The sequence below is a fragment of the Nonomuraea muscovyensis genome, assembly GCF_014207745.1.
GTDB classification, from domain to species: domain Bacteria; phylum Actinomycetota; class Actinomycetes; order Streptosporangiales; family Streptosporangiaceae; genus Nonomuraea; species Nonomuraea muscovyensis.
Map to the genome: position 1 here is coordinate 2,995,796 of NZ_JACHJB010000001.1, position 26,321 is coordinate 3,022,116.

Sequence of the window (26,321 nt, forward strand, 5' to 3'; positions counted from 1 at the left end):
GCCTCGCACCAGCACGGCCCAGGTGACGCCGGCAGCTAGCGGCACCTCAGCGTGAGCCGGGCGACCCTGCCCCGCTCGCCGGACGCCCAGCACGACAGGTCCTTCGTGCACGACACCGTGTCGAACGAGCCACCGTCGAACGTCTGCCACGCCTTCCCGCCCGTGTACGTCACGTCGCTCCCCGAAGGGCCGACGGCGATCGCTGCGAACGGCAGGTACGGCACCCACGTCACCCCGGACCGGTAGGCCGGTGGCGGCGTCGTGGCGGCCTGCCAGGTGTCGCCGCCGTCCCCGGTGACCGCCCCGGCGCTCGGAGACTGCTGGTCCGGCCGGTAGTCGCCGCCCACCGCGACGCCCTGCCGGCGATCACGGAAGGCCAGCGCGAACACCCCGCGCGCCGGATCGCCCGCCGGGATCGGGGTGTCGGCCACAGTCCAGGTGCGGCCGCGGTCGCCGGAGTGGAACACGCGTGAGCGCTCCGCCCCGCCGCCGGCCAGCCAGACGTCCCTCCCTCCCGCCGTGACCAGGCACTGGCCGCTCGCCGCGAACCCGGCCTCGCCGGGCAGCGCCTCCGGCATGCCGTCCGACGGCAGCACCCGCCAGCTCCGGCCGCCGTCCTCGGTGGCGAGGATCCGGAACCTCCCGTCCACCGGGTCGCTCATCGCCAGCCCGTGACGCCGGTCGAAGAACGCCAGGCAGTCGTAGAAGGCCCTCGGCTCGTCGTTCCGGAACGTCTCGGTCCAGGTGCGGCCCGCGTCCTCGGTTCGGTAGACCCGGGAGTCGGTCCCTTCGCCGATCGAGAGCACCACGGCCCGGCGCGAGTCGAACGCCTCCACGTCGCGGAACTGCAACGCGCCCGTGTCCGGCGGCGAGACGTTCTTCCAGGTACGCCCGCCGTCCTCGGTGCGTAGCACGGTGCCCTCGGAACCCGAGGCCCACACCACGTCACGGCTCACCGGCGACAGCCCGCGCAGCCGCGCCGTCACCCCGGTCTCCTTGAGCTCCCAGCCGAGCGCGGGCACGTCGGCGTGGGCGGGCAGCGGGGCGGCGAGCACGCACGCCGCGAGCGCGCTGAACACGAGTCGAAGCCTCATGCCGGGCAAACTAACCCAAAAGATCAAGACCGTCCATGGTCCGGTCGCCGCGGAGGCCGGACTCTCCCGCCGGCCGGTGTTCGGGATTCGGGCGGCTACCGATTCCGGGCGAGCCGGTTGCGGTAGTCGCGCGGCGGCAGGCCGTACTCCTGCCTGAACGCCCGGCTGAAGTGGAACGGGCTGACGAAACCCGAGGCCGCCGCGACCTGGCCGATGTCCATGTCCGTCACCTCCAGGAGCCGGGCCGCGTGCCGGACCCGCGCCTGCCGTACGGCTCGCATGGGTGGGCAGCCCACCTCGGACGTGAACAGGTGCGCGAAGCGGGAGGAGGAGAGGGCGACGGCGCGGGCCAGCGAGGCGACCGAGTGGGGCGCGCCCGGTTCGGCGGCGATCAGCGCGAGGGCACGGCGGACCCGGGCGTCGCCCCCGTCGCCCCCGTCGCCGGACCTGCGGGCGGAGGCGGTGGCCAGGACCAGCACCTCCTCGATCGCCCCGAGCACCAGCTCCCGGGCGGGCCCCGACGCGGCCACGGCGGGCCCGAGCTCTCCGCTCGCGGAGGGGGGCTCGGGGACGGGTGCGGGCCGGAGCGGGTGGTCGTCTGCGGGCGAGATCCAGCGGGCGTCCCGCAGCGCGCGGTGGAACACCCCGTCGATACGGTCGTGCAGGGCGCCGGGCACCCCGCCGACCAGGTGGCAGCCGGCAGCCCGCGCGTACGGGCCGAGCCGGCCGGACCAGGACGGGCGAGGCTGGAAGTGGACCCACCAGAAGCGCCACCGGTCCCTGCCGGGGGCGACCCGGTACTCCTGGGCCGCGCCGGACGCCAGCACCACCAGGTCGCCGGGCCCCGCGGTGAACGACGCCCCCGCCTGCTCGACCAGCCCCGCCCCCGACTGCGTCCACATGAGGAGCCAGCTGGGCCAACCGGAGGAGCGGCGGGTGGCGTAGCCGGGCGTCTTGTCGAAGTGGCCCACGATGATCAGCTCGGCAGCAGGAACAGACAGGTCCTCAGCGGTCACAGGCATACCTTTCGCCGGCCCGGCTTCCTAGCGTGAAGAGCATGAGACTCAACGACTTCCATGATCAGGGGTATGTCCTGGTGCCCGGGCTCCTGGCTCCCCGCGAGGTGGCCGAGCTGCGCGAGGAGTTCATGGCCCTGCACGCCGGAGGCCTCATCCCCGGGCACTTCACGCCCAGACCGCAGGAACCCGGCCTGCCGTACGACATCCTGCGCGACTACCCCCGGATCATGCACCCCCACCTGGTGAATGACCTCGCGCTGCGCTACCTCCTCGACGCGCGGATCGCGGCGATCCTGCGGGAGCTGCTGGGCGAGGAGCCGATAGCAGCCCAGAGCATGTTCTACTTCAAGCCGCCCGGCGCGCGCGGGCAGGCGCTGCACCAGGACAACTTCTACCTCCGGGTCGAGCCGGGCACGTGCGTGGCCGCGTGGGTCGCGCTCGACCGGGTGGACCGGGCGAACGGTGGGCTGGAGGTGGTGCCCGGGACGCACCTGATGGACCTGTTCTGCCCGGAAGAGGCCGACCTCGGCATCTCCTTTACCCGCGAGTACGTCCCGCCGCCGCCTGGCCTCGACCGGGTGCCGGTCGACATGGACCCCGGTGACGTGCTGTTCTTCAACGGCAGCCTGGTGCACGGGTCCGAGCCGAACGCCACGGCCGACCGGTTCAGGCGCAGCTTCATCTGCCACTACGCCGGGCGCTCCGCCCAACGGATCTCCGAGCACTACCCGACGCTCACGATGTCGGGCCTGCCCGTCACGCTGGAGCTCGCCACCGGCGGCGGTCCTTGCGGAACGGAGGCCGCGGGCCCGCACTGAGCCGCCCGAACGGGGCGGCTCAGCCGCCGGACATCTCCGGCCGAGTTGCGCTGCTGCATGGCGGTCGCCAACCAGTCGACGGGCACCGCTTGGTCCATCTCGTCGAGAACGGCGAGTTCGTCATCTGCAGGCTCGCCATCACTGCGAGCAGGCGGCGCCGGCGTCCAGGAAGGGGCCGAGTTCTTCCACCACCGTCGTCAGGGCGCGGACGTCTCGTTCGGCGCGGGCGATCAGGATCGCGCCCTCCAGTGAGCTGATCATGAGCGTCGCCAGCGACCGCGTCCGCCCGGCCGGGATGCCCATGTCGGCCAGCGCCTCGGCGACCGGGCCGGTCCACCGGGCGAACGCGGCCGCGGCGGCGGCGCGGGTGGACTCGGCGGAGTCCGCGCGGTCCACCGTCGCCGCCGCGACCGGGCAGCCTCCGGCCGCGAACCCGGTCCGGTCGAACTCGTCGATCCACTGGCCCGCCATCGCGGCGAACAGCCGGCTCGGCGACGGCTCCGCCATCTCGGCCAGGAAGCGGTCGACGCGCCGAGCGGCGTAGCGGCCGGCCCACTCCACGGCCTCGTTGACGAGTTGCTCCTTGCCTCCGGGGAAGTAGTGCTGGACGGACCCCCGCGGCGCTCCGGCGTGCGCCACCACGTCCCGTACGCCGGTCGCCGCGACCCCGTCGCGCCGGATGAGCTGGGCGGCGCTGAAGACCATCCGCTCCCGGGGGCCGCGCTCGGAGCCCGTCATCTCACCCTCCGCCCGTCCGCGGCCGGATGTCCATCATGACGCTTGTCATAGTCCCGGTCTATCATGACAACTGTCATAGCAGCCTGGAGGTGGCCATGGATGTCGGTTTCGTCGGCCTCGGCGTCATGGGACAGCCCATGGCGCTCAACCTGGCCCGTGCCGGGACACCGCTCGTCGTGTGGAACCGCACCGCCGAACGCTGCGAGCCGCTGCGCGCGGCCGGCGCCACTGTCGCGGCCGATCCCGCGGAGGTGTTCCGGCGGGCCGGCGTCGTGATCCTCATGCTGGCCGACGACACGGCGGTCGACTCCGTCCTCGGCCGGGACACCCCCGGCTTCGCGGCCAACGTCGCCCGGCGCACCGTCGTGCACATGGGCACGACGTCGCCCGGCTACTCCCGCCGGCTCGAAGCCGACGTCCGGGCGGCCGGCGGCCGCTACGTCGAGGCTCCCGTGTCGGGATCCCGCGCCCCCGCCGAAGCCGGGCGGCTGGTGGCGCTGCTGGCCGGGGACGAAGCGGCCGTGGCGGAGGTGCGCCCGCTGCTCGGGCCGATGTGCCACCAGACGTTCGCCTGCGGGCAGGTGCCCGACGCGCTGCTGATGAAGCTGTCGGTGAACCTGTTCCTCATCACCCTGGTGACCGGCCTGACCGAGGCGTTCCACTTCGCCGACCGGCACGGGCTCGACCGGCGGCTGTTCCTCGACGTCCTCGACGCCGGCCCGATGGCCAGCGGCGTCTCCCGGATGAAGGCGTCCAAGCTGCTCGATCGCGACTTCGCCGTCCAGGCCGCGGCCCTCGACGTCCTCAAGAACAACCGGCTGATCGCCGAGGCGGCCCGGGCGTCGCACGTGGCGTCGCCGCTGCTGGACGTCTGTCACGCCCTGTTCGGCGAGACCGTGGCCCTCGGGCACGGCGGGTCCGACATGGTGGCCGTCCTGCACGCGATCGAGGCCCGCGACGCCGGCTGAACCCGGGGACGTCAGGCCAGTTCGAGGCGGGCCAGCTCGCGACGGGAGCGGATGCCGAGCTTGCGGAAGGCCCGGTAGAGGTGGTGTTCGACGGTCCGCGGGCTGAGGAAGAGCTGCGCGGCGATCTCCCGGCTGGTGCCGCCGCCGGCCGCCAGCCGGACGACCTGGAGCTCCTGGCTGGTGAGCCGGTCCGCCGGGTTCGCGGCCGTGGGCTCGGCCTGGACCAGCGACTCGCCGGTGGCCTTCAGCTCGGTCCGGGCGCGTTCCAGCCAGGGCCGCGCGCGGAGCCGTTCGAAGGTCTTCAGTGCCGACCTGAGCGGCACCCGCGCGTCGCTGCGGCGCCGGGCGCGGCGCAGCCACTCGCCGTGGAGCAGCTCGGTGCGCGCCCGCTCGAACGGCCTGCCGGCGTCCTCGTGCGCGCGCAGGGCGCGCAGGTAGTCGTCCTCGTCGTCGGTCAGCAGCGCCCGGCCACGCGCGGCGAGCGCGTGCGCCCACGGCTGCCCGCCCGCCCCCGCCCACGCCTCCAGCCGGCGCAGCGGCTCCTCGGCCCGGTCCGGCTCGCCCAGCCGCACGGCCGCCTCCACCTGGTCGGCCGCCGCCGCGACCAGCCCGGTGGCGTACCGCAGCGGACTCCGGCCGGCCGCCTCCAGCCGCTCCAGCGCCGCCTCGTGGCGGCCCAGCCCCAGGTCGAGCAGGCTGAGCGCCGCGAGACCTGCCATGCCGCCGGTGTCGGGCTCGTCGGCCGAGAGACGTACGCAGCGCTCCTCGTCACCCTCGATGGCGGCGACCCTGGCCAGCACGGAGTTGAGCCGCGCCATCCGCTGGTCCAGCCCCGTGTCGCGGACGATCCGGACGGCCTCGGCCACGGACGCCTCGGCGTCGCGGTGCCGCCCGGCCTGCACCTGCGCCCCGGCCAGGTCCTGCAGCGCCTGCGGCAGCGCGCCGACGAGGCCGTGCCTGCGGCCACGCGTCACCTGCGCCTCGGCCAGCTCGGCGGCCACCGCGTCGGCGCCGAGGATCATGGCGCAGAAGGTGCCCCACGTCATGGTGAGATCGTCGGCCGGCTCCGCCGAGCCGTGCAGGAAGTCGGGCACCGCACGGAGCGCGCCCTCGACGAACTCCGCCAGCAACGGCAGCCCTCGCGCGTAGTCCTCGTCCACGAGGTACGCCATCCCCAGCGCCATCGGATCGAGCCGGCCCATCGCGCGCAGCCGCTCGGCCGCGTCCCGGATCGCCTCCCGGTCACCGCTGAACCACCCGTACCCGGCGCTGGTGCGCAGCATCGCCGCCGCCGCGTCCGGGTCCGCGTGCGCCGACCGTTCGACGAGCAGCCGGGCCGCGAGCCGCCGCTCGCCCAGCTCGAACTCCACCGACGCCCGCACCGGCGCCAGCCGGGCGGCCGACTCCGGGTCGTCCACCAGCCGCTCCGCCTCCTCGGCCAGCTCCGCCGCCTGCGCTGTGAGCCCGGCGGACAGCGCGAGCGAGGCCGCCTCGCCCAGCCGGGCCGCCCGGACGCGCACGTCGGGCGTGACGTTCGCGGCCTGCTCGTACAGCCCGGCCGCGGCTGCGTACGCGGTGCGGGCCCGGTCCCGTTCGGCGACGCGGACGATCTCCGCGGCGACGTCCTCGTCGACCGACGTGGTCGCGACGGCGAGATGCCGGGCCCGGCAGGTGTCATCGGTCGCCGCCCCGGCCAGCGCCCGGTGCACGGCGACGCGCCGCGCCAGGGGTGCCGCCTGGTACGCGGCCGTGCCGACCAGCGGGTGCCGGAAGGTGACGACGTTCCCGGTGACCTGGACCAGCCCGGCCTTCTCGGCCTCCTCCAGGTCCTCCAGCCCCACTCCCAGCGCCGTGGCGGCGCCCAGCAGCGTCGTCAGGTGGCCGCGGCCCTCGGCTGCGACCGTCACCATCATCAGCCGGGTCCTGTCCGGCAACTGCCCGATCCGCGAGCGGAATGAGGCGAGCACCTGGTCCGGCACCGGCATCGGCCCGGCACCGGAGTGGTAGCGGCGCTGCGCCGCGGCGAACTCGATCAACGCCAGCGGGTTGCCCGCCGACTCCTCGATCACCTGCTCCCGCGAGGCCGGGGTGAGCCCGCGCTGCTCCAGCAGCAGCGCCGAGTCCTCCGGTGACAGCCTCGACGGCCGCAGCTCCGGCAGCCCGGTCGGGGCGAAGCCCTCCTCCCGCGTGGCGAACAGCATCGCCACCCCTTCGGCGGTCAGCCTGCGCGCGGCGAACAGCAACGCGTCGGCGCTCGCCTGGTCCAGCCACTGCGCGTCGTCCACCAGGCAGAGCAGCGGACCGTCGTCGGCCACCTCCGCCAGCAGCGTCAGCACCGCCAGCCCCGACAGGAACCGGTCGCGCCCGGCTCGTTCCGCCCAGCCGAGCACCGCGCGCAGCGTGTCGGCCTGCGGTCCGGGCAGCGCGCCGAGCCGCTCCTGCACCGGCCAGACCAGTTGCACCAGCCCGGCGAACGCCAGATCGGCCTCCGCCTCGATGCCGGTGACCCGCAGCGTCCGCAGGCCGGCGCCCTCCGCGTGCTCGGCGCTCCACGCCAGCAGCGCCGACTTGCCGATGCCGGGCTCCCCGCGCAGGACCAGGCCGCCGCTCCGGCCGGCACGCGCCGTGTCGACCAGATCCCGGATCGCCGCCTGCTCGCTCGCCCTGCCGTACAGCACCAGCGCCCCCGCCTCCGTGGCTACGTACACCGCAATCCCCGTACGTACCTACGGAAACCTTACCGATTCGCTGCGTACTCCCCCGTTCATACCGTCGGACCAGCGCAGACAACCCTGCTGGTGAGGAGACCGACGTGAAAGAGCTGTTCGAGCCCGTGACCGTGGGCGAGCTGGACCTGCCGAACCGTCTCGTCATGACGCCGATGACCCGCAGCCGCGCCCGGAGCGGCCTGGTCGACGAGCTGACCGCCGAGTACTACGGGCAGCGTGCCGGAGCCGGGCTGATCATCGCCGAGGGCACCCAGCCATGCGTGCTCGGCCAGGGCTACGTCGACACCCCCGGCCTGCACACACCGGAGCAGGCGACGGCCTGGCGGCGGGTCACCGACGAGGTGCACCGGCGCGGCGGGCGGATCTTCGTCCAGCTCATGCACTCCGGCCGGATCGGCCACCCCGTGCTCTACCCGGGCGGCGAACTGCCGCTCGCGCCGTCGCCGATCCCTTCGGGAGAGCAGCTCTACACCTCTGACGGCATGCTGGACCACCCGACACCGCGCGAGATGACGATGGTGGACATCGCCCGCGCCGTCGAGGAGTTCGCGGCGGCGGCCCGGCTCGCGCTGGACGCCGGGTTCGACGGGGTGGAGCTGCACGGGGCGAGCGGCTACCTGATCCACCAGTTCCTGTCGGACAACACCAACCGGCGCACCGACGCCTACGGCGGCTCGGTCGAGCGGCGCATCAGGTTCGCCGTGGAGGTGGCCCAGGCGGTCGCCGACGCGATCGGGCCCGCCCGCACCGGGTTCCGCGTGTCGCCCGGCATCACCTACAACGGCATGGACGAGAGCGACAGCGAGACCCTCTACATCGAGCTGGCCCGCGGGCTCGCCCCGCTCGGCCTGGCGTACCTGCACGTCTCGGAGATCGACACGCGCGGCATCACCAAGCTGCTGCGCGCCGAGTGGCCGGGCACGCTGATCCTCAACCCGCACCCGAGGGGCGGCGACGGCCCCGCGACCCCCGAGGACGGGGTCGAGGCGCTGCGTTCGGGCCTCGCGGACGCGATCGCGTTCGGGCGGCTGTGGCTGGCCAACCCCGACCTGCCGGCCCGGATCGCCGCCGGCGGGCCGTACACCGCGGCCGACCCCGCCACCTTCTACGGCGGCGACCACCGCGGCTACACCGACTACCCGGCACTGACGGAGGACGCCCGATGACCGGGAAGACGCGTACGGACCGCTCGACGGCCCCGGCGGACGGGGCGGTCCGCGCCGTTGAGCCGGGTCCGGGGGCCCCGGCCGGGTGGCTGGCGCTGCTGGCCGGACCGCTGTCGTTCGGCATCGCCGGTCCGGCGCTGATCCTGCCCGACGCCGCCCGCGACCTCGGCCTCACGACGGCCGCGGCGACGTGGATCGTCACCGCGTTCGGCTGGGCCATCGCGGTCGGCACCCCGCTGGCGGCCGGCCTGCAGAGCCGGCGCGGCGCCCGCACGGCCCTGGCCACGTCGGCCGCGCTCGTGCTGCTGGGCGCGGTCCTCACGCTGGTCGCGCCGGCCTTGCCGGCGCTCGTGGCGGGGAGCGCGCTGCAGGGCCTCGGCACCGCCGGGCTCACCACGATCGCGATGAGCCTGACAGGATCGGCGCGGGCGATGGGGCTGGTCACGGCCTCGCTGGCGACGGTCGGCTCCACCGCGCCGCTGGCCGGCGACGTGGTCGCGGACCTGCTGGGCTGGCGGGCCGCGCTGGCGCTGCCCGTGCTGAGCCTGCTCGCCCTGCCGGCCGTGCTGCGCCGGCGGCCGGTCACGCCGCTGTCCGGCGCCCGGTTCGACCTGCCGGGCGCGGTCCTGCTGACGGCGCTGGTCACGGCGCTGGTGTTCGTGCCGCACGACTGGCAGGCGGCGGGGGCGGCCGCGGCGGTCGCCGGGGTGGCGTTCGGGCTGTGGCTGCGGGCCAGGCCGGACGGGTTCGTGCCGGCCGCGGTGGTGCGGGCTCCGGTGTTCCTCGCCTCGGCGGGGGCGGCGTTCCTGCTGGCTGTGGTCAACTTCGGGATGATGTACGCGCTGCCGCCGCTGCTCGCCGAGCACGCGGGCTGGAGCAGCGGGCGGGTGGGCCTGGCCATCACCTGGCCGCTGCTGTTCGGCGGCCTCGCGTCCTACCTGGTGATCGCGGCGACCGCGAGGGCTCCGTTCCGGGCCCTGGCCGCCGGGTTCCCGGTGCTGGGCGCGGCGGGGGTGGCGCTGGCGGGCCTGAGCGCCGTCCCGGCCGTGTTGCTCGTCGCCCAGGCGCTCACCTCGCTGGCCGCCGCCTCGGGGCAGGGGGCGTTCGCCACGCGTGCCGGTGCGGCGGTGGCGGACGGTGCGCGGCCGGCGGCGATGGGCCTGTTCAACCTCGCCTACCTGCTCGGCGCCGCCTTCGGCCCGGCGATCGCCACCTTGCCGGCTGGCTGATCCTGGAGCGCCAGGAGTTCGGCGACCGTGACGAAGCGGTACCCGTCGGCGCGCAGACCCGCGATGGTGTCCTTGATCGCCTCGCGGGTGTTGCGCCCGCTGGGGTACCACGGGTGCAGCAGGACGATCGACCCGGGCCGGACCTGCTCACGCACCATCGCGGCGATCTCGGCCGGCACCGGGGTCTGGCCGGAGTCGGGCTCGACGTCCCACATCACGGTGTGCCGCCGGTGCTCGGACAGGTAGAGAGGCAGCGAGAGGAGCTTCTTGCCGGTCGGCGGCCGGAACGGGATGTCGCCCCGCTGCCCCGCCCGGCGGATGAGCGCGTCGGTGGGCTCGACCTCGGCGGTGACCGTGCCGGGGGAGACGAAGACCATCCTGCGGTGCGTGAAGGTGTGGTTGCCGAGCTGGTGCCCCGCCGCCACCAGCGCCTCAGCAGCGCCGGGGTGGGCCGCCATCTGCGAGCCGACGACGAAGAACGTCGCCCGTACCCGTTCGGCGGCGAGCAGGTCGATGATCTCGTCGGTGTGCTCGTCCGGCCCGTCGTCGAAGGTCAGGGCGACGACCTTCTCTCCGGTCTCCACCCGCGCGGTCAGCTCTCCGGCGAGCTGGAACGTCCGCGCGTTCACCAGCTTGTACAGGCCGGCGGCCGCCAGCACGACGACGAGCAGCGCCACCAGCCCTCTGACCGTCCACCGTCGCATCCGGGCTCCCCCTCAGCTCGCGATCTTGAGAGCCTAGGGGAAGTCAGTCCTCCCTCGCGTACACTCTGACCACCTTGCCCTTACGGTCGGCGGCGAGGTACGCACCGCCGTACTCGTCGCTGAGGTAGTAGAGGATGGTCGGCTGGTCGTCGGCGAACGTCCAGGCGCCCTGCACGATCACGTAACGCGACGTCGGCTTGTCGATGCCGAGCCGCTGCTCCGCCGCCCGCTGCACCTTCGGCAGCACGTCCCAGTCGAAGACGTCGAACGCGACCGCCTTCTCCCCGAAGCTCAGGATGCCTCCGGGGTCGCGGGTCACCTGCCCGTCCCGGTAGGTGTAGCGGTCGTACATCTTCGGCTTGCCCTTGACGGGAGCCTTGGCCGACGCGTGCCCTGAGTGGACCGACATCTCGATGAACTGCTCGCCGCCCGACGCCTTCTTCAGGGCCGCGACCACGTGGCGGATCCCGTCCGGGGTCAGCAACGTGCCGGGGGTCTCCTCGGCGGTCGGCTCGGTGGTCGGCTTCGGGCTCGTCGTGCCGGGATCCGCGACGGCGGTCTGCGGGGGACCGGCGGTCTGCGAGGAGCCGGGCGTGTCCGTGGGGGCCGTGGGCTCCACCAACCGGGGGACCACCACGAGCGCCACGGTGACGGTGCCCGCCACCGCCACCACCCCGCCGATCACCAGGGCCCGGCTCCGGCGGCCGCGGCGCGACCGGGCCGTCGGACCCGTCGGGTAGTACGCGGGCGGCTCCCCGGGCCTCGGGAACGGCGGCTGCGTGGGCGACCCCGGCACCCCGTACGGACCCTGCCCGTGGAACGATCCCGGCTGCGGCGACATCGGGGAAGGCATCGGGGCCGGCCTGCCGGGTGGCATCGGGGCGGGGCCGGGCATCGAGGACGCCTGCTCGGCGGCCTGCGCCAGCATCCGGTCCAGGTCGGCCGCCGACGGACGCGCGGCCGGTTCGGGCCGCAGCAGTGCGTTCAGCACGGGCGTCATGGGCCCCGACCGCACGGGCGGCGGGATGTGGCCGTTCAGCACGGCCGCGAGCGTGGCGAGGGGGGTGTCGCGGCGCATGGGGTGCCGGTTCTCCACCGCCACGTACAGCAGCATGCCCAGTGACCACAGGTCGGAGGCGGGATTGCCCTCCTGGCCGCGCAGCCTCTCGGGCGCGATGTACTCCGGCGAGCCCACCACGTCACCGTTGGCCGTGAGCCCGGGGGAGTCCTGCATGGCGGCGATCCCGAAGTCGGTCAGCACGGGGCTGCCGTCGGGACGCAGCAGCACGTTCGCCGGTTTCACGTCGCGGTGCAGGATGCCCGCCTCGTGTGCGGTGCGCAGGGCCGCGAGGATCCCGCGTCCCAGCCGCGCCGCCTCGCCCGGCGCCATCGGCCCCTGCGCGAGCCGGTCCTGCAACGACTGGCCGCGCACCAGCTCCATGACGATCCACGGGTGCGCCATCGCCGCCGTGTCCACGATGTGGTGGATCGTCACCACGTTCGGATGATCCAGCCGGGCCAGCGCGCGCGCCTCGCGCAGCACCCGCTCGCGCATCATCCGCCCCCTGGTCGGATCGTCCTCCGGGGCGTTGGACGGGCGGACCTCCTTCAGGGCCACCTCGCGGTGCAGGGCGAGGTCATAGGCGCGCCACACCGTGCCCATGCCGCCGCTGCCCAACCGCTCCATCAGCTCGAAACGGTCGTCGATGACGATACGTCCGGAAGTCACAGCGGACAGCCTAGAGCCACAGACCCGGACGATTCAGGGCTCAGCCCCGCCGACGCCGCAACTGTGATGTTCGCCGGCCTCGGAGTGGCGGTCGCCCACCTGCAAGCGCGTGGTCTCTTGGGCGTAGGAGAGGATCCCGCGCACGAGCCGCGGGCCGGCCCGGCCCGGTCAGGCCACGGGGTGCGGTGCGGTGCGGGACCGGGTGGCCATCAGGTGGTCGATGAGCGCCAGCAGCACATCGCGGCCCGCCGTCCGGTCGCGGGCGTCGCAGAGGACCAGCGGCACCTGCGGATCGAGATCGAGTGCCTTGCGGATCTCCTCCTGTGTCCGGTCCTTGACGCCGTGGAAGCAGTTGACGCCGACGACGAAGGGGATGCCGCGGCTCTCGAAGAAGTCGATCGACGCGAAGCTCACGTCCAGCCGGCGGGTGTCCACCAGGACGACCGCGCCCATCGCTCCGCTGACGAGGTCGTTCCACATGAACCAGAAGCGTTCCTGGCCGGGGGTGCCGAACAGGTAGAGCACGAGGTCGCTGTTGATGGTGATGCGCCCGAAGTCCAGCGCGACGGTGGTGGTGGTCTTGCCGCTCACTCCCTCCAGATCGTCGACGCCGACGCTGGCATGGGTCAGGTACTCCTCCGTACGCAGGGGGGCGACCTCGCTCACCGCGCCGACCAGGGTCGTCTTCCCGACGCCGAACCCACCGGCGATCAGAATCTTCACCGCCAGGGGAGCAGCGTCCCCGTGGTCAGAGATTGCGTAGTCCATCCCTCACCGCCTCAAGGATTGCCATACCGGGAAAGCCGCCTGTCTGCGCGAAGGCCAGCGGTGGCCGGGCCCGCAACTGGCCGGTCTCGATCAGATCGCCGATGAGGATCTTGGTCACCGATACCGGGAGGTTCAGCGCGGAGGCGACTTCGGCCACCGCCAGGGGCCGCCTGCACAGAGCGAGGATGGTGCGGTGCTCCGGCTGCATTCCCCTGAGGCCCCGCCCGGTCTCCGAAGAGACCGCGGAGATCGCCGTCACGAGGGTGATCAGCGTCAGGTCGTCCCGCTCGGGGGTGGTTCGTCCGCCGGTGATCGTATAAGGACGGACGAGGGGCTCGTCGTCGTCGCCGTCGTCGAAGCCCTCCGTCCAGTGCTTCATCTGTGTCTCCCCGCGCCGTCGGCCTCCGGGGCACGCGCGTCGGTCCCCAGCTTCTGGCCCACCTGCTGGATCAGGGTGTGCATCGCGACGGACATCAGTTCGGCGTCGACCTCCTGGGACGCGACCACGGCCAGGTGGGTGCCGCGGCCCGCGGCCGTGACGAACAGCCACAGGTCGGCCATCTCGATGATGACCTGGTGGACCTGACCGCCGTTGAAGAGCTGCCCGACACCGCGAGCCAGGCTCTGCTGGCCGGTGGCGATCGCGGCGAGGCGTTCGGCGTCCGAGCGTTCGAGGGTCCGCGACCGGCTGATCACCAGGCCGTCGTCGGACAGCACGATGGCGTGCCGCGTGCCCGCGACCTGATCGACCAGGCCGTCCAGGAGCCAGTCCAGGTCCGTGTTGGTGGCGGTGGTTCGCTGCGTCATCATCGATCTTCCGTCGTAGGGGAGCCGGGCTCGGGGGATCCGTTCGGCTCGGTGGGGAGGGCGTCGTCACCGGTCCGGCGCTTGCGCGACTGCCTCTGGAACGCGCCGATCGTGGCACTGGATCGGCTGGGCTGGTCGCGTACGGCCCAGGTCTCCTGGTCGGTCTGGTCATCTCGGTCCGCCGGGACCTTGAGCTCGGTGACCAGGCTGGCCTGGCGCACCCGCTGGGGCAGCGGCCGGCGGGCGGGCGACGGGGGTGTGTCGTCCCGATCCGGCGATCCGGCGGGTGCTGTCACGTAGGCCATCGCGCGTCCCCTGGAGCGCGTCGGCAACTGCGCGTCCTCGTGGGACGGGCGGGCATCGGCCGTACCTTCCTGTGGGTGGGGCTGCGGGCCGGTGGCGGCCTCGGGGGCGTCCTCGGGCAGCGCGGCCGGCTCGGGCACCGCACGGGGACGGTCCACCACCAGCGGTTCCGGGAGCAGCACGATGACCCGGGTGCCGCCGAAGGCCGACGGCCGCAGCTCCACCTGGAGCCCCAGGCCCGCGGAGAGCCGGGCGACCACGTACAGGCCGAGCCGCACGTCGTCGGCGTGGGTCATCACGTCGAGCTGCGGCGGCGACTTCATCAGGGCGTTGGCGGCGGCGTACTGCTCCGGTTCCATGCCGAGGCCGCGGTCCTCGATCTCCACGGCGATGCCCCGGCTGACCGGTGCGGCCCGCACCTCGACGGGGGTCAGCGGCTTGGAGAAGGTGGTGGCGTTCTCCATGAGCTCCGCCAGGACGTGGACCAGCGGTCCCACCGCGCGCTCGGCCACCCAGGATTCGCCCTCGACGTGGACCGAGATCCGCCGGTAGTCCTGAACCTCGCCCTGCGCGGCGCGCAGTACGTCGAGCAGGTGGACCGGCTTGCGCCAGCGGCGCTGGGGCTGGCCGCCGCCGAGGATCACCAGGTTCTCCTCGTAACGGCGCAGCCGAGCGGTGAGGTGGTCCAGGTCGAACAGGCCCTCCAGCACCTCGGGGTCCTCGTGCCTGCGTTCCAGCTCGTCCAGCTTCTTCAGCTGGAGGCCGATGAGGATCTGGGTACGGCGGGCGATGCGCTGGAGCATGCGTTGGAAGCCACGGTGCTGTTCGGCCTGCCGCACGGCGGTGAGGACAGCGCTGCGGCGGGCCAGATTGAGGGCGTGCCCGAGCTCGCCGAGCTCGTCGGGGGTGGGCTCGACCATGCGTACTTCGGCGTCCACGTCGACGTCCTCGCCGCGCTCCAGCCGGGCGACCACGTCGGGCAGCCGCTCCTGGAGTTCCTGGGCGTCCTCGCGCAGGCGGAGGATGCGCCGGCGAAGGATGGAGGTGAGGCGCCAGCTCGTGAAGATCACCAGGCCCAGGGCGAGCACGCCCACGGTGGAGATGCTGATGAAGATCACGAAGAGCGTGTTGGCGTGGCTGTGGCCGACCTTCTCGACGTTGCCGAGCCGGAGGCTGAGGAGTTCCAGCAGTTGCGCGGTGACCGCGTCCACCGAGGACCGCCACACGGCGCTGGACTCGCGGAGTGTCGCCTCCTTGCTCTCGGCGCTGATCCCGGAGGTGACCAACCGCCCTTCCAGAGCGGTCATGGTCTCCCACGCCTTGCTGGTCGTGAGCTTCCCGTACCGGCTCTCGTCGCCCGTGAGACTGGGGATCACCCGAGACCGCATGAGGTGCTTCCTGGTGCCGGCGGCGTCGGCGACCAGGCCGTACTCGTCCCTGGTCAGGTGCCCCTTCTCCCAGCCACGGGCCAGAACGGCGTCCGCGCGGCCGATCATGTCGACGACCCAGAAGAGGTCGACCAGCGTCCGCGCCTTGATGGCCACCTCGCTGTGATCGGCGTTGCTGAGGGCGGTCAGCACGCCGAGGTCCGACTCGAGGACGCCGCTGTAGTAGTCGAACGCCTTCTGCTCGCTGGACCAACCGGCGTCCACCGCCCGGCGCTGCTGGTCGAGGAGGCCGAGGTCGCGGTCGGCCCGGGCGATGGCCTCGGTCAGCCCTTCCGGTCCGTAGCCGGTGTCCAGGGTCCTCAGCGGACGGAAGGCGTTCACGGCTTGATCGGTCACCGCGCGCTGCTTGGCGAGCTTGTCGCGGGATGCGCCGGGGGAGCCGGCCTGCACCTCCGCGGTGAGCCGTCGCTCCTGGTCCAGGCTGAAGAACAGATCAGCCGCAGGTCTGCCGACGGTGGTGGTGGCCAGATCCAGCTGGGCCTTCTCCTCCTGCCACTGCGTGGACAGCTGGTTCATGCCGGACGCCAGCAGCGGGGCGAACGTCAGGCTGGGGACGAACACGACGATGAGCAGCACGGCACGCAAAGGCAGCCGGCGACCCCCGGCCAGCCGCCCCTGCCGGCCGCCGGTGGATCCCGCTAAGCCCTCCGCGTCGCCCACGGTCTCCGTTCGTCGTCGCCCGGCCCTGCCCCATCCAGCCACGTGAAGGACCCTCTCCTCACCGATCGGTGCACCCAGACGAAAACGCCGAAGTAGGCGATTGGTGCCCGATAGTAGCCATCCGGCAGTTGACCCGAAACCCCCCTTCCCGGTCCGGCTCCGGCCGCCTTCGCACGTCGCGGTCCCTGGCGGAGCCCCTTGACCGGTTAGTGTGCTGGAGGGCGCGACTGTGCGGTCTCGGCGCCGGCCGAAATTCGCTGATGACCGCTTGGACACACCGGCGACCGACCGGCACCGACCCACCGGCACGCCCCCGCACGCCGGGTGAAGGGAGGGATCGCGCTGTCCCACCACACGGGGGTGCACCGGTCCACGACCGAGCACAGGTTCGCCGAGCACCGCGCTCTGCTGCACGCTGTGGCCTACCGAGTGCTGGGCAGCGTCACCGAGGCCGAGGACGTGGTGCAGGACGCCTGGCTGCGCTGGAGCCGCGTCGACATGGCCACGGTCTCGGACGCCGAAGGCTATCTGGTCCGGGTGGCCATCCGGCTGGCGATCGACCGGCTGCGCAGTGCGCGCGTGCGGCGGGAGTCGTACGTCGGGCCATGGCTGCCCGAGCCGATGCTCACCTCGCCGGATGTCGCCGAAGACGTGATGCTCGCCGACTCGGTGTCGACCGCGATGCTGTTCGTGCTGGAGACCCTGTCTCCCCTGGAGCGGGCGGTCTTCGTGCTGAGCGAGGCCTTCGGTTACAGCCATGCCGAGATAGCACGGTGCGTCGGACGCAGCGACGCGGCGGTACGGCAGATCGCGCACCGCGCCAAGAGAGCTGTCGAGGCACGCCGCCGTCGCTACGACACCGATCAGGCGACCCGGCAGCAGGCCACCGAACGGTTTCTGGCCGCCTGCCTCGGCGGCGACGTGACGGCCCTGATAGAGGTGCTGGCGCCGGACGTGACCATGGTGAGCGACGGCGGCGGCGTCACCGGCGCGCCCCGCAAGGCGATCCACGGACATGAGTACGTGGCCCGTGCGATCGTCATCCTCTCCCGGCGCATGCCTGACGACGCGCGGGCTCGGGTGTCGCAGGTCAACGGCGGCCCGGGGATCGTCGTCCACTCCGGACCCACGCCGGTGCTGGCGATCACGTTGCATCTGGTGAAGGGAGCGGTCGAGACGGTGCACGTGGTCAGCAACCCGGCGAAGCTGACCGGCGTGGTGCTGTGACTCATGTCACGCGAGGGCGTGTCACTTCCTGAGACGCCGCTTCGTCCGTGAGGCGACCGACCACCCGTCGTTCTCACTGGAGAAGGAGACCCCGTGTTCGTCGCCTACGTCGCGGTCACCCTCGTCGCCTCGGCACTCTACGGCCTCGCCGCCGTCGCCAACCTCATCGGTCACGACTATCCCAAGAGCCAGGCGGACAAGATGCGCGTGTCCCGATCCTGGATGCCCCTGTTGGGCGCGCTGCTGGCGGCAGGAGCGCTGGGCCTGCTCGCCGGGTTCGCCGTGCCGGTGCTGGGCACGCTCGCCGCCGCCGGCCTCGTGCTGTACTTCCTCGGCGCGCTCGGTGCTCACCTGCGGGTTCGCGACTACCACCTCGGACCGTGGGCGATGTTCTTCGCCCTGGCGGTGGCCGCCCTGGCCGTGAATCTGGCCTACCGGGGTTTCTCGTAACCGCCGGTGGGTGCGGCTCATCCTCGGGAAGAGCTCACGACGGTCGCCCTGCCGTAAGCCCGGCGACGACCGCCAGGCAGGTCACCTTCCCCGCCGACGCCCGACCGCTCCCCGTCACCGGCATGCGAGCCGCCGGTCACACGCACATCCAGCAGTAGAGCAACTGATCGTTTTCCTTCGCTCGGCGGGCAAGACCGACGAGATCCTTGACAAGGGACAGCGTGTAGCCGTCGTCGTCATAGGTGAATCTCGAGAACTCCTCGATCGCTGCCCATTGCTCGGCCAGCGCCGGTAGGCGTGCGTCGTCCACGCCGGCGAGCACGTCGCGTACGTTCACCAGCAGTTCCACGATCGCCGGACCGTCCCGGTAGGGGAAGTCCTCCGGTAGGGCGTGCGGGGCACCCTCCGGGGGTGGATACAGCTCCACCGTCTCGACCAGGTCCGCGGAGTAGTCCACTTCGCTGGCGAACGCCACGAGCTTGCCCAGGCAGACTTCAGGGTCGATCCATTTGGTCTCCACCACATCGAACTCCGGAACTCCGCGCGAGAGGACACCGATCACACGCGTATGCTCCGGCCTGACGGTCGCCGAGACGCGGTCCGCGGCCCGGTAATACTCGTAGTGGACACCCACGCGAGCGCTCCTGTCCGAGGTCCTGCCGTGGCCGACTTTTCGGACACGCTAGAGCACACGACCGACATTCACCGGCACACGGCGTACCCCTCCGGCGATTCCCTGCGGGGTCGGCCCGCCGGAAACTGCAGAAAACAGTAGAAACAGTCGGCGGTCTTGGCGAGTGCGCCGGCCGGTCGCCGACCAGCCCTCGTTCGCGGCAACCCAGAAGATCTTGATTCACAAGTCTTGCCGATTTGCTCGCTAAAACCTGACAAAGTGCGAACGGCCGTCCACTCTCCGGGGGAATCACCGAAGAGCACGATCAGATGCATTCACTCAGACCAGGAGGGCAAATGAATCCAGTCCAATATATTGCTTGCGTGAACAACGCAGGCTTCGTCATGCACTTCGACCTGGAGTACCTGGACCCGAATACCGGCAAGTTCACAGAATGCGGGCCCGACTCCGGTAACTTCCCCATCAACCAGACCGGGGTGGTTGATCTCGAATCGAGCAGTGTCCCGGTAGGTGCGTCGGCCAGGCCGCTGGTTCACGCGGACGGGGGCGTCAACAATCCTGGCGACACTCTCGTCCAGTACGCCCAGAACGGCCAGACCGCGACCTACGAGGTCCAGGGAACCACGTTGGACTACTCCGTCAAGCTCATCTCCGGCTGACGTGGCGGCTCGGGCGCGCTCGCCGAGGCCGCAGCCTGTGTCGGGCGGCTGAACTGCCGGCGAGGACCGCGTCGACGAGTTCGAACAGAACCTGCCAGGTCAACTTGCCCAGGCGGCCGGGGGCGTAGACCCCGCGGGCGGCCCTGATGGCAAGGGCGACCATGATCATGGCAGGCTGACGGGTCAACGCGACCTCTCTGCGAACGGGACGATCTTGGCGGATTGCCCTGATCCACCAGAGGTCGCGTTGCCTCATCGTCCCTACCGCAACCCACAGCCCTACTGAAAATGGCCTTTCCCGCTATGGCGAAGGGCCATTCGACGTGCGGAGGATCGGGGGTGTGAACCCTCTGATGCCGTTGCCATCAAACCGCGTCAGCAGCTCGGATCTTGCCCGGCCCCATCGGCTCACCTGAGTTTGCCGGTCCTCCTGGAATGGCGCCGTACGGGGCTGGATCGCAACTGAAACCGCAACGTGAAGAGCCCGAGCGGCCAGGCTGCCACATGCACGTTCTGCGCTCCGGCCTCTCGTTTCACGTATCATTCCCGTCTCAGTCAATCGAATAGATAGCCTCGCCGGAGGGGTCCCATTCGAGGGCGACGAGTTTGCCGTATTTCGTGGCCAGCCTGTGGCGCATTTCCTGGTCGAAGGCGTTGGTCTTGAGGATGGCCCGGTTGAGCTCCGGGCGGATGCCCATGGCCCACACTCCTGGTTCCTCGATGGGGCCGGGCTCCTCTTCCATCAACGCCTTCAGCTCGGCGTGGCTGTTCTCCGCGGGCCGTACCTGGGGCACGATCCGGTACGGGAGGTGTTGCCCGTCCGACCAGTCCGTTCCAGAGATCGGCGGAGCCGCCAGCTCGCGCCCTCGCGCGGTGACGTAAGGTGCGACGAGCCGGTACGGCGCGTGCAGGATGTACGGCGGCGCGAGATCGTGTGGATAGGCTTCGGCTCGCCGCTGGGCGGTTTCCTGCGCCCGTTGGAACGGCCGAATACCCTCATACGACCTGAGCAGCACGGGGTGCACGGGCTGGTAGTAGACCTCCACCCGACCACTCGTCGCCGGCTGCACGATCACCCGCCACTCGCCCGGCAGAAACTCGGGCGCCGCCGTCACGACGTAGACGGCGAGCAGCGCGAAGATCATCTTCAGTCGCATGCGCGATGAGTGTAGAGCATCCCTCGCACCATGATCAGTACAGGCGGTTCGAGATGACACCCGGAGATCGCCCCCAGCCAGCTACGGCGGCCGGCCATCGAAAGGGGATCGCAGGTGCTGTCCTGCCCGTCCCCACCGGTTCAACGTGGACCGGCGCCCCGGCTGCTCTACTCGGGACCGCCTGGGACGGCGCCGGATTGCAGCTGAAACCGCGACTATGGAGCAGTCCCCACGGGTGGCATGACCTCGATGATGCGAGCTGTCCCGGCGTGTGGCCGCATCTCGTGCATGGTGATCACGTCGCCCTGGTCGAGATGCTGCCAATGCTCGGGCCTCAGCGGAAGCAGTCTCACCGATGCGCATGCGCCCGGCTCCAAGGCTCCGTAGCCCTCGACCCAGAGTGAGGCGATGCTGAGCAACGGGTCACCCTCAGGCGTGAGGCGGCCGACGTCCCACAGAGGCCGCAGCACTCCGCGGGGAGGTACGGGTCTCTTCCGGCCTCCGTCCTCGGTACGCATCAGACAGAGTTCAGCCCGGATGGCGCCGCTGCGGGCTTCACTACTCCGCCACGCATACCAGTCCGCGTCCTTGAGGCACATCAGGTGAGCAGCGTCGGTCAGCAGACTCCAGAACCCGGGTGGCTGCGGATGCGCGCCACCGAAATCTTCGAGAAGGAGGAGTGCCGCTTCCCAGTCGTCGTCTTCCAGATACTCCATGACGCGGGCAGCGCTGACAGTGGCCTTCTCGCTTCGGGCGTCGGCGAGACAGAGCCGGGCAGCCTTGAGAAGCGGGGAGTCCTGGGAGTCCACGGTCGCTTCAGCCTGGCCACCTGGGGGCAGGCGCTCGACTCGCTGCCCAGGCTGAGCTGATCCGGCAGGTAGGTGATGGGGAACGATCCGATCCCATCGGTCTCGATGACGCATCCGCGGTATACGCGCTATTGATCGTGGATGGTGGGACATTCGTCGGTCAACGGCTGGTAGTGCGAGACGGCGATGAGTTCACCGGATGCGTCGAAGCCCCGGAACTCGGCTCTGTCGTCGGCATGGCGAATCGTGTGCGGCACGGTGACCAGACCACTTTCCGGGACGGTGACGTCCATGACGTCGCCGGCGTAGCGCACCTGCACCGCGGCCACCCTTCGCGTCGCCATCAACGTCAGATCGGCCACCCACTCCATGTCGGGGCGCGCAAGCTGGCACGACAGATCCATCAGGTCATTGCCGAACCAGTCGCGCAGGGGTTCGTCCGGCCGACGCAGCACCCACTCCGGCATCCCCCCTCCCGAGGACGTGGGCGGGTACTGCCACTGCCCGACCGCCGAACGCGCCAGCAGATAGACGTCGTCGTAGAGCTCGCCGTCCTCCAGGTCTCGGGACAGCACGATCACCGAGCCGTAGCGGCCCCACTGACCTGCCGCCGCGATCGCGGCCGAGCCGGCTGGGAGAGCCACCGGAAGCGGGGGTGCGCCATGGTCGAGCGCGTCGAACAACTCCTGCTCGTCGAAGAACCGGTAGGAGTCGTCAGATAACTCATGTTCCGTATCTTCCATATGCCTCAGCGTAACAACGCCCAGGCCCACTTGGTTGCGTCACCCATATCGTGGCTGTGGTGTTCCGGCTGGTCAGAACTCCTCCACCACCAGATAGTCCGCGGCGAGCTGCAGTGAAGGTCCTCATGAAGAGGTAACGGGGCGTTCGGCAGAATGCTGTAGGCACCTGTTGAATGGGGCGGGCAAGCCCCCCCGATACGAACTGACTTCTTCTCGGCGAAAGCATATGGTGAGGCCTGGCACCGTACGGCGAATCCAGCAATCAAAACGGGAGCGAGAAAGGACGTCTCCGCAAATATAAGTGCCCGGCGCCACGGGCTGCTTGGAAATCCGGGCAGCGCGACGCTAGGCACAGTTGCCGCGGTCTATGCATTCCGCGGACTTAGCGATCTACGGACGGTTCCTGTGCTTCTGGCTCTGTCGTCGCCCCGCGCTACGGCGACGGCCAGGACCGAGGATGTAGTCGGCCTGCGAGCGCACGGGCAGGAACGTGAGGATGGTCATGCCAAACCTCCAAGGATCAAAGTCGTTCTCCCTCGAGGGGCGACGATACCGCCCATGTCCGCGACTTAATCCCAAACTTTCGCCAAGCCGGTTCGCGCATCCTTTATTCGAAATAAGAGCACCCGCAAGGTTCGCCGGCGCTCTGGTGCGTTCACCAGGAAGTTGGCCCTTTATTTATCTAGTTTCTTTACAGATAGGGCCGGGGAGCGATACAGCTCCGCGATGATGACGATGTTCATCCTCGGCTGTGCAGCAAGGTGCCAGCCAGAGCGTGCCTTCATCCTGCGATCTTCTCGATGAGCAAATCGAGGACGTCCCCGACGCGATACAAGGGTCGGCCGGTCTTGTCGTGGCCGCGGTTCACCATGTGGCCACGGTGGGCGTAGCCGCGGATCATCGCGGGTGTGAGGTTCGCGCAGAGGCCGTGCAACGCCCGCGCGATCTCGGTGGCCGTGCCGAGTTGGTCGGCGACCTGCTCCATCAGCTACTGCTCGCGCGGCATCGCGCTGTGTGTGCCGCCGCACTCGCGGCAGCGGATAGTACTCGTGCCGTGGCGGGCGTACAGGTCGGTTGTGCAGGTGTCGATGCCGCACGCCCGGCGTACCAGGTCGCCGGCGGCCGGTGGATGACGCGGCGGGCCTGCCGCACGGCGTGCCGATCTCCTTGACGGCCTCGACGGCGGCCGGGCGGGCTATCAGCGCCCGGTGTTGACGTAACAGGCGCCGCGCGATGGCCGGCAGCGTGTCCGTGGGTCGGGCACGTGGGGACGGGGCCGGGCTGTGACGTCAGCGGCTGCTGGTGGCGATGAGGAAAGCGACCAGTTCGAGCACGGTGAGGGGCCAGATCACGGTGGGAGGAAGCGCGGGGAAATGATCACGAGGTACGCCAGGACGGCCAACCAGGCGTAGCCGCCGTTGACGTACGCGGGCGCCAGCGGGTGATCGGACGTAGACGGCTCTTCCTGCGAGAACGGGCGCCGCCGGCGGTCAGGGCGCCGCGGTTGTGCGGAGCTGAGCGTGCGTGAGAGGGGCCGGGTGGCCTGGTGCCCAAGGGGCGGCTTCACGACCACGAGGCTCCTGGGCGCCGGAGGTGACGGCCTGGCCTGGGCGAGCTCGCCGGGCATCTGCCCGACCAGGTCGGCCGACATCGGCCCGCCAGCCCTCGCCGCTTAGCAGGCAGAGGGAATGCCCACCTTGGCCGCGAACCCGGCGGTAAAGACGACCATGACATCGTCGGTACCCAGGTGGTGGACGTCGGTTGGCGGCCATTCCGCCGGGCTCCCCGCGGCTATCCACACGGCCTTCTCCCGCGAGCACAATCTAATCGCGGCCGGAGTCCGGAGGGAGCCCTCGCGATCTTGGGACCAGGCGATGTCGACGGAGGTGAGTGTTCTGTCGACCAGGCTCGACCAGCGTGGGTGATCGGTCACGGCCACCGCCGCCGACCCGCCTGGTTCCCCGATCATCCGCAGGTGAGCGGTCATCGGCTCAGGAAAGACTTCAAGTCCGTAGTGGTCGAAGCTGCTGCCCCACACGGCCGAGAAACAGGCGCCATCGTCGGTGAACAGTTCCACCCCCATGGTGGGCTGGTGCCACGTCCCGAAGTCCCACTCCTCGACGTCGCGACCGTCCTCCCCGCCCATCAAGGGGTAGTAGACGACCCTGTGGATACGCCTGCCTCGCAACATGGCGGCCGTACGTTCATACTCCACCGCGGTCAGCGACGACGACACCGGTACAGCATCACCCCATGCAGACAGCCCGCGCCATCGCATTTCTGCAGTCCCACGACTCGGCGCGACCCGGCGAGCGTTCCGGTCACAGCACGAGCCGTTGGAACTAGCACTGCAACTACGACGCCCCGAAAAGATCAAAGGCCCTCTCCCCGTAATCGGGGCGAGGGCCTTTCACCTGCGGAGGATCGGGGATTTGAACCCCGGATGGTGTTGCCACCAAACCGCATTAGCAGTGCGGCGCCATAGACCTGACTAGGCGAATCCTCCTGGAAGCCATGTGGCTCAGGACAGCGTACCGGCCTTCTGGCGAGGCGGCAAAGCGGTTGCGCCCGCGAGCCCTACGAGGAGGTTATCCACCGCCTGTGGGTAACCTCCTGTGGACGAAGCCCGCCCTGTTCCAGAACGGGCTTTCGAGGAGGCTGCGAGAGAGGGCCTCAGGCGGCCGGGTTGGCCTCGCCCTCGATCTCGATCTTGACCTTCTTGCCCACCAGGACGCCGCCGGTCTCCAGGGCCTGGTTCCAGGTCAGGCCGAACTCCTCGCGGTCCACCTCGGTGTGGATGGAGAAGCCCCACACGGCCTGGCCCCACGGGTTGGTGCCGGCGCCGCCGTACTCGACGGTGAGCTCGACCTCCCGGGTGACGTCGCGGATCGCCAGGTCGCCGACGACGGTGAACTCGTCGTCCGACTGGCGGGTCACGCGCTTGCTCTGGAAGGTGATCTCCGGGAACTTGTCCACGGCCAGGAAGTCGTCGCTGCGCAGGTGGCCGTCACGGTCGGCGACGCCGGTGTCGATGCTGGCCGTCTTGATCGTGAGCTGGGCGGCCGACTCGAGCGGGTTCTCGGCGATCGTGATCGTGGCGCTGTAGTCCGAGAAGTGGCCACGGACCTTGCTCACCATCATGTGCTTGACGACGAAGCCGATGCGGCTGTGGGCCGCGTCCATGGTGTAGGTGCCGGCGGCGGGGACGGTGAGGCCTTCCCAGGTACGAGTGCTCATGAGGTGCTCCCTAGAAGCTTGTCGTGCGGATAGTTGCGTCAACAGACATCTACACGAGGAATATTCCCCGCGTCAACTATCGTCGGATAGGGTGTGAACGTGAAACCGATCGAAGACCCCCGGCTGACGGCCATGGGCCTGCTGTCCGAGGTCCACGCAGGGCTGGCTGCCCGGATGCAGCCGGTGTTCAGCGCCGCCGGGCTGTCGGAGGCCGACTTCGAGACGCTCGTCAGGCTGGGCCGTTCCCCCGGCGAACGGCTGCGCATGACCGACCTGGCCGCCCAGACCGGGCTGTCCACCAGCGGAGTGACGAGAGTCGTCGACCGCCTCGAGCGCGACGGCCTGGTCACCCGTGTGGCCTGTGCCCATGACAGGCGCACCTCCTATGCGGCCCTCACCGACGCCGGCCGCGAACGCCTCGAGTCCGTGCTGCCCCTCCACCTCGCCGACATCGAGAGCTGCTTCACCGGCCTGCTCGCCGAGGACCAGCTCGAAGCCTTCCTCGCCGCCCTGCGCACGATCAGGGACGTCGTACGGCCCTGCGCTACCGCTGGGGCGGAGCGGATATCCCCAGCTCGGACCTGAGCTTGGCCATGGCCCGCGACACCGTGCTCTTGACCGTGCCGACGCTGATGCCGAGCGTGCTCGCGACCTCCGGTTCGGACATGTCCTCGTAGTAGCGCAGCACGATCGCGGCCCGCATGCGTTCGGGCAGCCTGCTCAGCGCCCGTTCGAGCCGCTCGTGCACCTCACCGTACGTCTCCGACGGCTCCCACGGAACCTCCGGCAGCTCGTCGGACGGATACTCCTCCAGCTTGCGCCGCCGCCACTGCGAGATGTTGATGTTCACCATCGCCCGCCGGACGTAGCCGTCGAGCGCTCCACGGTCGGCGATGCGGTCCCAGGCCAGGTACGTCCTGGTCAGGGCGTTCTGCAGCAGGTCCTCGGCGTCCAGAGGGTGCCCGGTGAGCTGGTGGGCGGCGCGCAGCAGCGCGGGACCGCGGGTCGCGACGTACTCGCGGAACTCCTCTTCCTCCTGAGTGATCTGCATCGTGGCCAGAATCGCAGCCGTACGCCCAGTTGGGGCTGAACCGGAATTCATGATTCGGCCCGCCGACGACAAAGATCCGTCCAGGTCGGTGGCGGTTTGTACGACGCCGGATGTCATGTCCTTTCCTTGGGATGCGTATTTTGCTCCCTATGAGCCCCGGCCCGAGCGCGGCGC

The 26,321-nt window shown here is 70.8% G+C and carries 26 protein-coding genes and 1 tRNA gene; 9 read left to right on the forward strand and 18 right to left on the reverse strand.

Annotated elements, in window-relative coordinates; all coding sequences use genetic code 11:
* Nucleotides 1-35: 35 nt before the first annotated feature.
* Together FHU36_RS14230 and FHU36_RS14235 are read right to left on the reverse strand one after the other, a co-directional pair.
* Nucleotides 36-1,094: a WD40/YVTN/BNR-like repeat-containing protein gene (locus tag FHU36_RS14230; RefSeq protein WP_185084156.1), complete on the reverse strand. Its 1,059-nt coding sequence runs from the start codon at nt 1,092-1,094 to the stop codon at nt 36-38.
* A 95-nt stretch (nt 1,095-1,189) separates the two neighbouring features.
* Entirely contained in the window at nt 1,190-2,110 is a 921-nt protein-coding gene (locus FHU36_RS14235) for an AraC family transcriptional regulator (protein ID WP_221495880.1), read from the reverse strand.
* Nucleotides 2,111-2,151: 41 nt separating this feature from the next.
* On the opposite strand from FHU36_RS14235, the gene FHU36_RS14240 reads away from it, so the two are divergent.
* Nucleotides 2,152-2,931 (forward strand): phytanoyl-CoA dioxygenase family protein, encoded by a 780-nt coding sequence (locus tag FHU36_RS14240; protein ID WP_185084158.1) that lies wholly within the window; start codon nt 2,152-2,154, stop codon nt 2,929-2,931.
* Between the two features lie 138 nt (nt 2,932-3,069).
* Here FHU36_RS14240 and FHU36_RS14245 read toward each other — a convergent pair whose 3' ends face one another.
* Complete coding sequence (locus tag FHU36_RS14245) at nt 3,070-3,669, reverse strand: TetR/AcrR family transcriptional regulator (protein ID WP_185084159.1); 600 nt, start codon at nt 3,667-3,669, stop codon at nt 3,070-3,072.
* A 95-nt stretch (nt 3,670-3,764) separates the two neighbouring features.
* Here FHU36_RS14245 and FHU36_RS14250 point away from each other — a divergent pair, with 95 nt between their 5' ends.
* The gene (locus tag FHU36_RS14250; protein WP_185084160.1) at nt 3,765-4,637 is read left to right on the forward strand and encodes an NAD(P)-dependent oxidoreductase; all 873 of its coding nucleotides are present in this window, start codon (nt 3,765-3,767) and stop codon (nt 4,635-4,637) included.
* A gap of 11 nt (nt 4,638-4,648) precedes the next feature.
* Here the strand turns inward: FHU36_RS14250 and FHU36_RS14255 are convergent, their stop codons facing one another.
* Nucleotides 4,649-7,345, reverse strand: coding sequence for an ATP-binding protein (locus FHU36_RS14255; RefSeq protein ID WP_312891583.1), 2,697 nt, complete (start codon nt 7,343-7,345; stop codon nt 4,649-4,651).
* 104 nt (nt 7,346-7,449) lie between these two features.
* On the opposite strand from FHU36_RS14255, the gene FHU36_RS14260 reads away from it, so the two are divergent.
* Together FHU36_RS14260 and FHU36_RS14265 are read left to right on the forward strand one after the other, a co-directional pair.
* Nucleotides 7,450-8,532, forward strand: coding sequence for an alkene reductase (locus tag FHU36_RS14260; RefSeq protein ID WP_185084161.1), 1,083 nt, complete (start codon nt 7,450-7,452; stop codon nt 8,530-8,532).
* Nucleotides 8,529-9,761 carry an MFS transporter gene (locus FHU36_RS14265; protein WP_185084162.1) on the forward strand — a complete coding sequence of 411 codons (1,233 nt, stop codon included), beginning with the start codon at nt 8,529-8,531 and terminating at the stop codon, nt 9,759-9,761. The genes FHU36_RS14260 and FHU36_RS14265 overlap by 4 nt, the downstream gene beginning before the upstream one ends.
* On the opposite strand, the gene FHU36_RS14270 is transcribed toward FHU36_RS14265, so the two are convergent.
* From FHU36_RS14270 to FHU36_RS14295, 6 genes are all read right to left on the reverse strand, one after another.
* Nucleotides 9,707-10,465 carry a polysaccharide deacetylase family protein gene (locus tag FHU36_RS14270; RefSeq protein ID WP_185084163.1) on the reverse strand — a complete coding sequence of 253 codons (759 nt, stop codon included), beginning with the start codon at nt 10,463-10,465 and terminating at the stop codon, nt 9,707-9,709. The genes FHU36_RS14265 and FHU36_RS14270 overlap by 55 nt on opposite strands.
* Nucleotides 10,466-10,508: 43 nt before the next feature.
* Complete coding sequence (locus FHU36_RS14275) at nt 10,509-12,194, reverse strand: serine/threonine-protein kinase (protein ID WP_312891584.1); 1,686 nt, start codon at nt 12,192-12,194, stop codon at nt 10,509-10,511.
* 168 nt (nt 12,195-12,362) lie between these two features.
* Nucleotides 12,363-12,962 carry a GTP-binding protein gene (locus FHU36_RS14280; RefSeq protein ID WP_185084164.1) on the reverse strand — a complete coding sequence of 200 codons (600 nt, stop codon included), beginning with the start codon at nt 12,960-12,962 and terminating at the stop codon, nt 12,363-12,365.
* Nucleotides 12,943-13,341, reverse strand: coding sequence for a DUF742 domain-containing protein (locus FHU36_RS14285; RefSeq protein WP_185084165.1), 399 nt, complete (start codon nt 13,339-13,341; stop codon nt 12,943-12,945). Before FHU36_RS14285 ends, FHU36_RS14280 begins: the two co-directional genes overlap by 20 nt.
* The gene (locus FHU36_RS14290; RefSeq protein ID WP_185084818.1) at nt 13,338-13,769 is read right to left on the reverse strand and encodes a roadblock/LC7 domain-containing protein; all 432 of its coding nucleotides are present in this window, start codon (nt 13,767-13,769) and stop codon (nt 13,338-13,340) included. Before FHU36_RS14290 ends, FHU36_RS14285 begins: the two co-directional genes overlap by 4 nt.
* A complete protein-coding gene (locus tag FHU36_RS14295) occupies nt 13,769-16,180 on the reverse strand; it encodes a sensor histidine kinase (protein WP_185084166.1) in 2,412 nt (803 codons plus the stop codon). The genes FHU36_RS14290 and FHU36_RS14295 overlap by 1 nt, the downstream gene beginning before the upstream one ends.
* 324 nt (nt 16,181-16,504) lie before the next feature.
* Here FHU36_RS14295 and FHU36_RS14300 point away from each other — a divergent pair, with 324 nt between their 5' ends.
* Together FHU36_RS14300 and FHU36_RS14305 are read left to right on the forward strand one after the other, a co-directional pair.
* Entirely contained in the window at nt 16,505-17,407 is a 903-nt protein-coding gene (locus FHU36_RS14300) for an RNA polymerase sigma-70 factor (RefSeq protein WP_312891585.1), read from the forward strand.
* A gap of 93 nt (nt 17,408-17,500) precedes the next feature.
* Nucleotides 17,501-17,857 carry a DoxX family protein gene (locus tag FHU36_RS14305; protein WP_185084167.1) on the forward strand — a complete coding sequence of 119 codons (357 nt, stop codon included), beginning with the start codon at nt 17,501-17,503 and terminating at the stop codon, nt 17,855-17,857.
* A 136-nt stretch (nt 17,858-17,993) separates the two neighbouring features.
* Here the strand turns inward: FHU36_RS14305 and FHU36_RS14310 are convergent, their stop codons facing one another.
* Nucleotides 17,994-18,491, reverse strand: a complete 498-nt coding sequence (locus tag FHU36_RS14310; protein ID WP_185084168.1) for a hypothetical protein — start codon at nt 18,489-18,491, stop codon at nt 17,994-17,996.
* A gap of 362 nt (nt 18,492-18,853) precedes the next feature.
* Here FHU36_RS14310 and FHU36_RS14315 point away from each other — a divergent pair, with 362 nt between their 5' ends.
* Nucleotides 18,854-19,150: a hypothetical protein gene (locus FHU36_RS14315; protein ID WP_185084169.1), complete on the forward strand. Its 297-nt coding sequence runs from the start codon at nt 18,854-18,856 to the stop codon at nt 19,148-19,150.
* Between the two features lie 551 nt (nt 19,151-19,701).
* Here FHU36_RS14315 and FHU36_RS14320 read toward each other — a convergent pair.
* On the reverse strand, nt 19,702-20,307 hold the full coding sequence (locus tag FHU36_RS14320; protein WP_185084170.1) for a hypothetical protein: 606 nt from the start codon (nt 20,305-20,307) through the stop codon (nt 19,702-19,704).
* A gap of 647 nt (nt 20,308-20,954) precedes the next feature.
* Here FHU36_RS14320 and FHU36_RS14325 point away from each other — a divergent pair.
* Entirely contained in the window at nt 20,955-21,176 is a 222-nt protein-coding gene (locus FHU36_RS14325) for a hypothetical protein (protein ID WP_185084171.1), read from the forward strand.
* A 68-nt stretch (nt 21,177-21,244) separates the two neighbouring features.
* On the opposite strand, the gene FHU36_RS14330 is transcribed toward FHU36_RS14325, so the two are convergent.
* The 5 genes from FHU36_RS14330 to FHU36_RS14350 all read right to left on the reverse strand — a co-directional run bounded on the left by FHU36_RS14330 (nt 21,245) and on the right by FHU36_RS14350 (nt 25,096).
* Nucleotides 21,245-21,859, reverse strand: coding sequence for a hypothetical protein (locus FHU36_RS14330; RefSeq protein ID WP_185084172.1), 615 nt, complete (start codon nt 21,857-21,859; stop codon nt 21,245-21,247).
* Nucleotides 21,860-22,640: 781 nt separating this feature from the next.
* Complete coding sequence (locus FHU36_RS14335) at nt 22,641-22,844, reverse strand: hypothetical protein (protein WP_185084173.1); 204 nt, start codon at nt 22,842-22,844, stop codon at nt 22,641-22,643.
* A 687-nt stretch (nt 22,845-23,531) separates the two neighbouring features.
* A complete protein-coding gene (locus FHU36_RS14340; protein WP_185084174.1) occupies nt 23,532-24,095 on the reverse strand; it encodes a hypothetical protein in 564 nt (187 codons plus the stop codon).
* A gap of 181 nt (nt 24,096-24,276) precedes the next feature.
* Nucleotides 24,277-24,365: transfer RNA gene (locus FHU36_RS14345), tRNA-Ser, on the reverse strand.
* A 167-nt stretch (nt 24,366-24,532) separates the two neighbouring features.
* A complete protein-coding gene (locus FHU36_RS14350) occupies nt 24,533-25,096 on the reverse strand; it encodes a YceI family protein (RefSeq protein ID WP_185084175.1) in 564 nt (187 codons plus the stop codon).
* Nucleotides 25,097-25,195: 99 nt separating this feature from the next.
* Here FHU36_RS14350 and FHU36_RS14355 point away from each other — a divergent pair, with 99 nt between their 5' ends.
* Nucleotides 25,196-25,681 (forward strand): MarR family winged helix-turn-helix transcriptional regulator, encoded by a 486-nt coding sequence (locus FHU36_RS14355; protein WP_312891587.1) that lies wholly within the window; start codon nt 25,196-25,198, stop codon nt 25,679-25,681.
* On the opposite strand, the gene FHU36_RS14360 is transcribed toward FHU36_RS14355, so the two are convergent.
* The gene (locus FHU36_RS14360) at nt 25,641-26,147 is read right to left on the reverse strand and encodes a SigE family RNA polymerase sigma factor (protein ID WP_185084176.1); all 507 of its coding nucleotides are present in this window, start codon (nt 26,145-26,147) and stop codon (nt 25,641-25,643) included. The two genes, FHU36_RS14355 and FHU36_RS14360, sit on opposite strands and share 41 nt — an antisense overlap.
* Nucleotides 26,148-26,321: the final 174 nt, after the last annotated feature.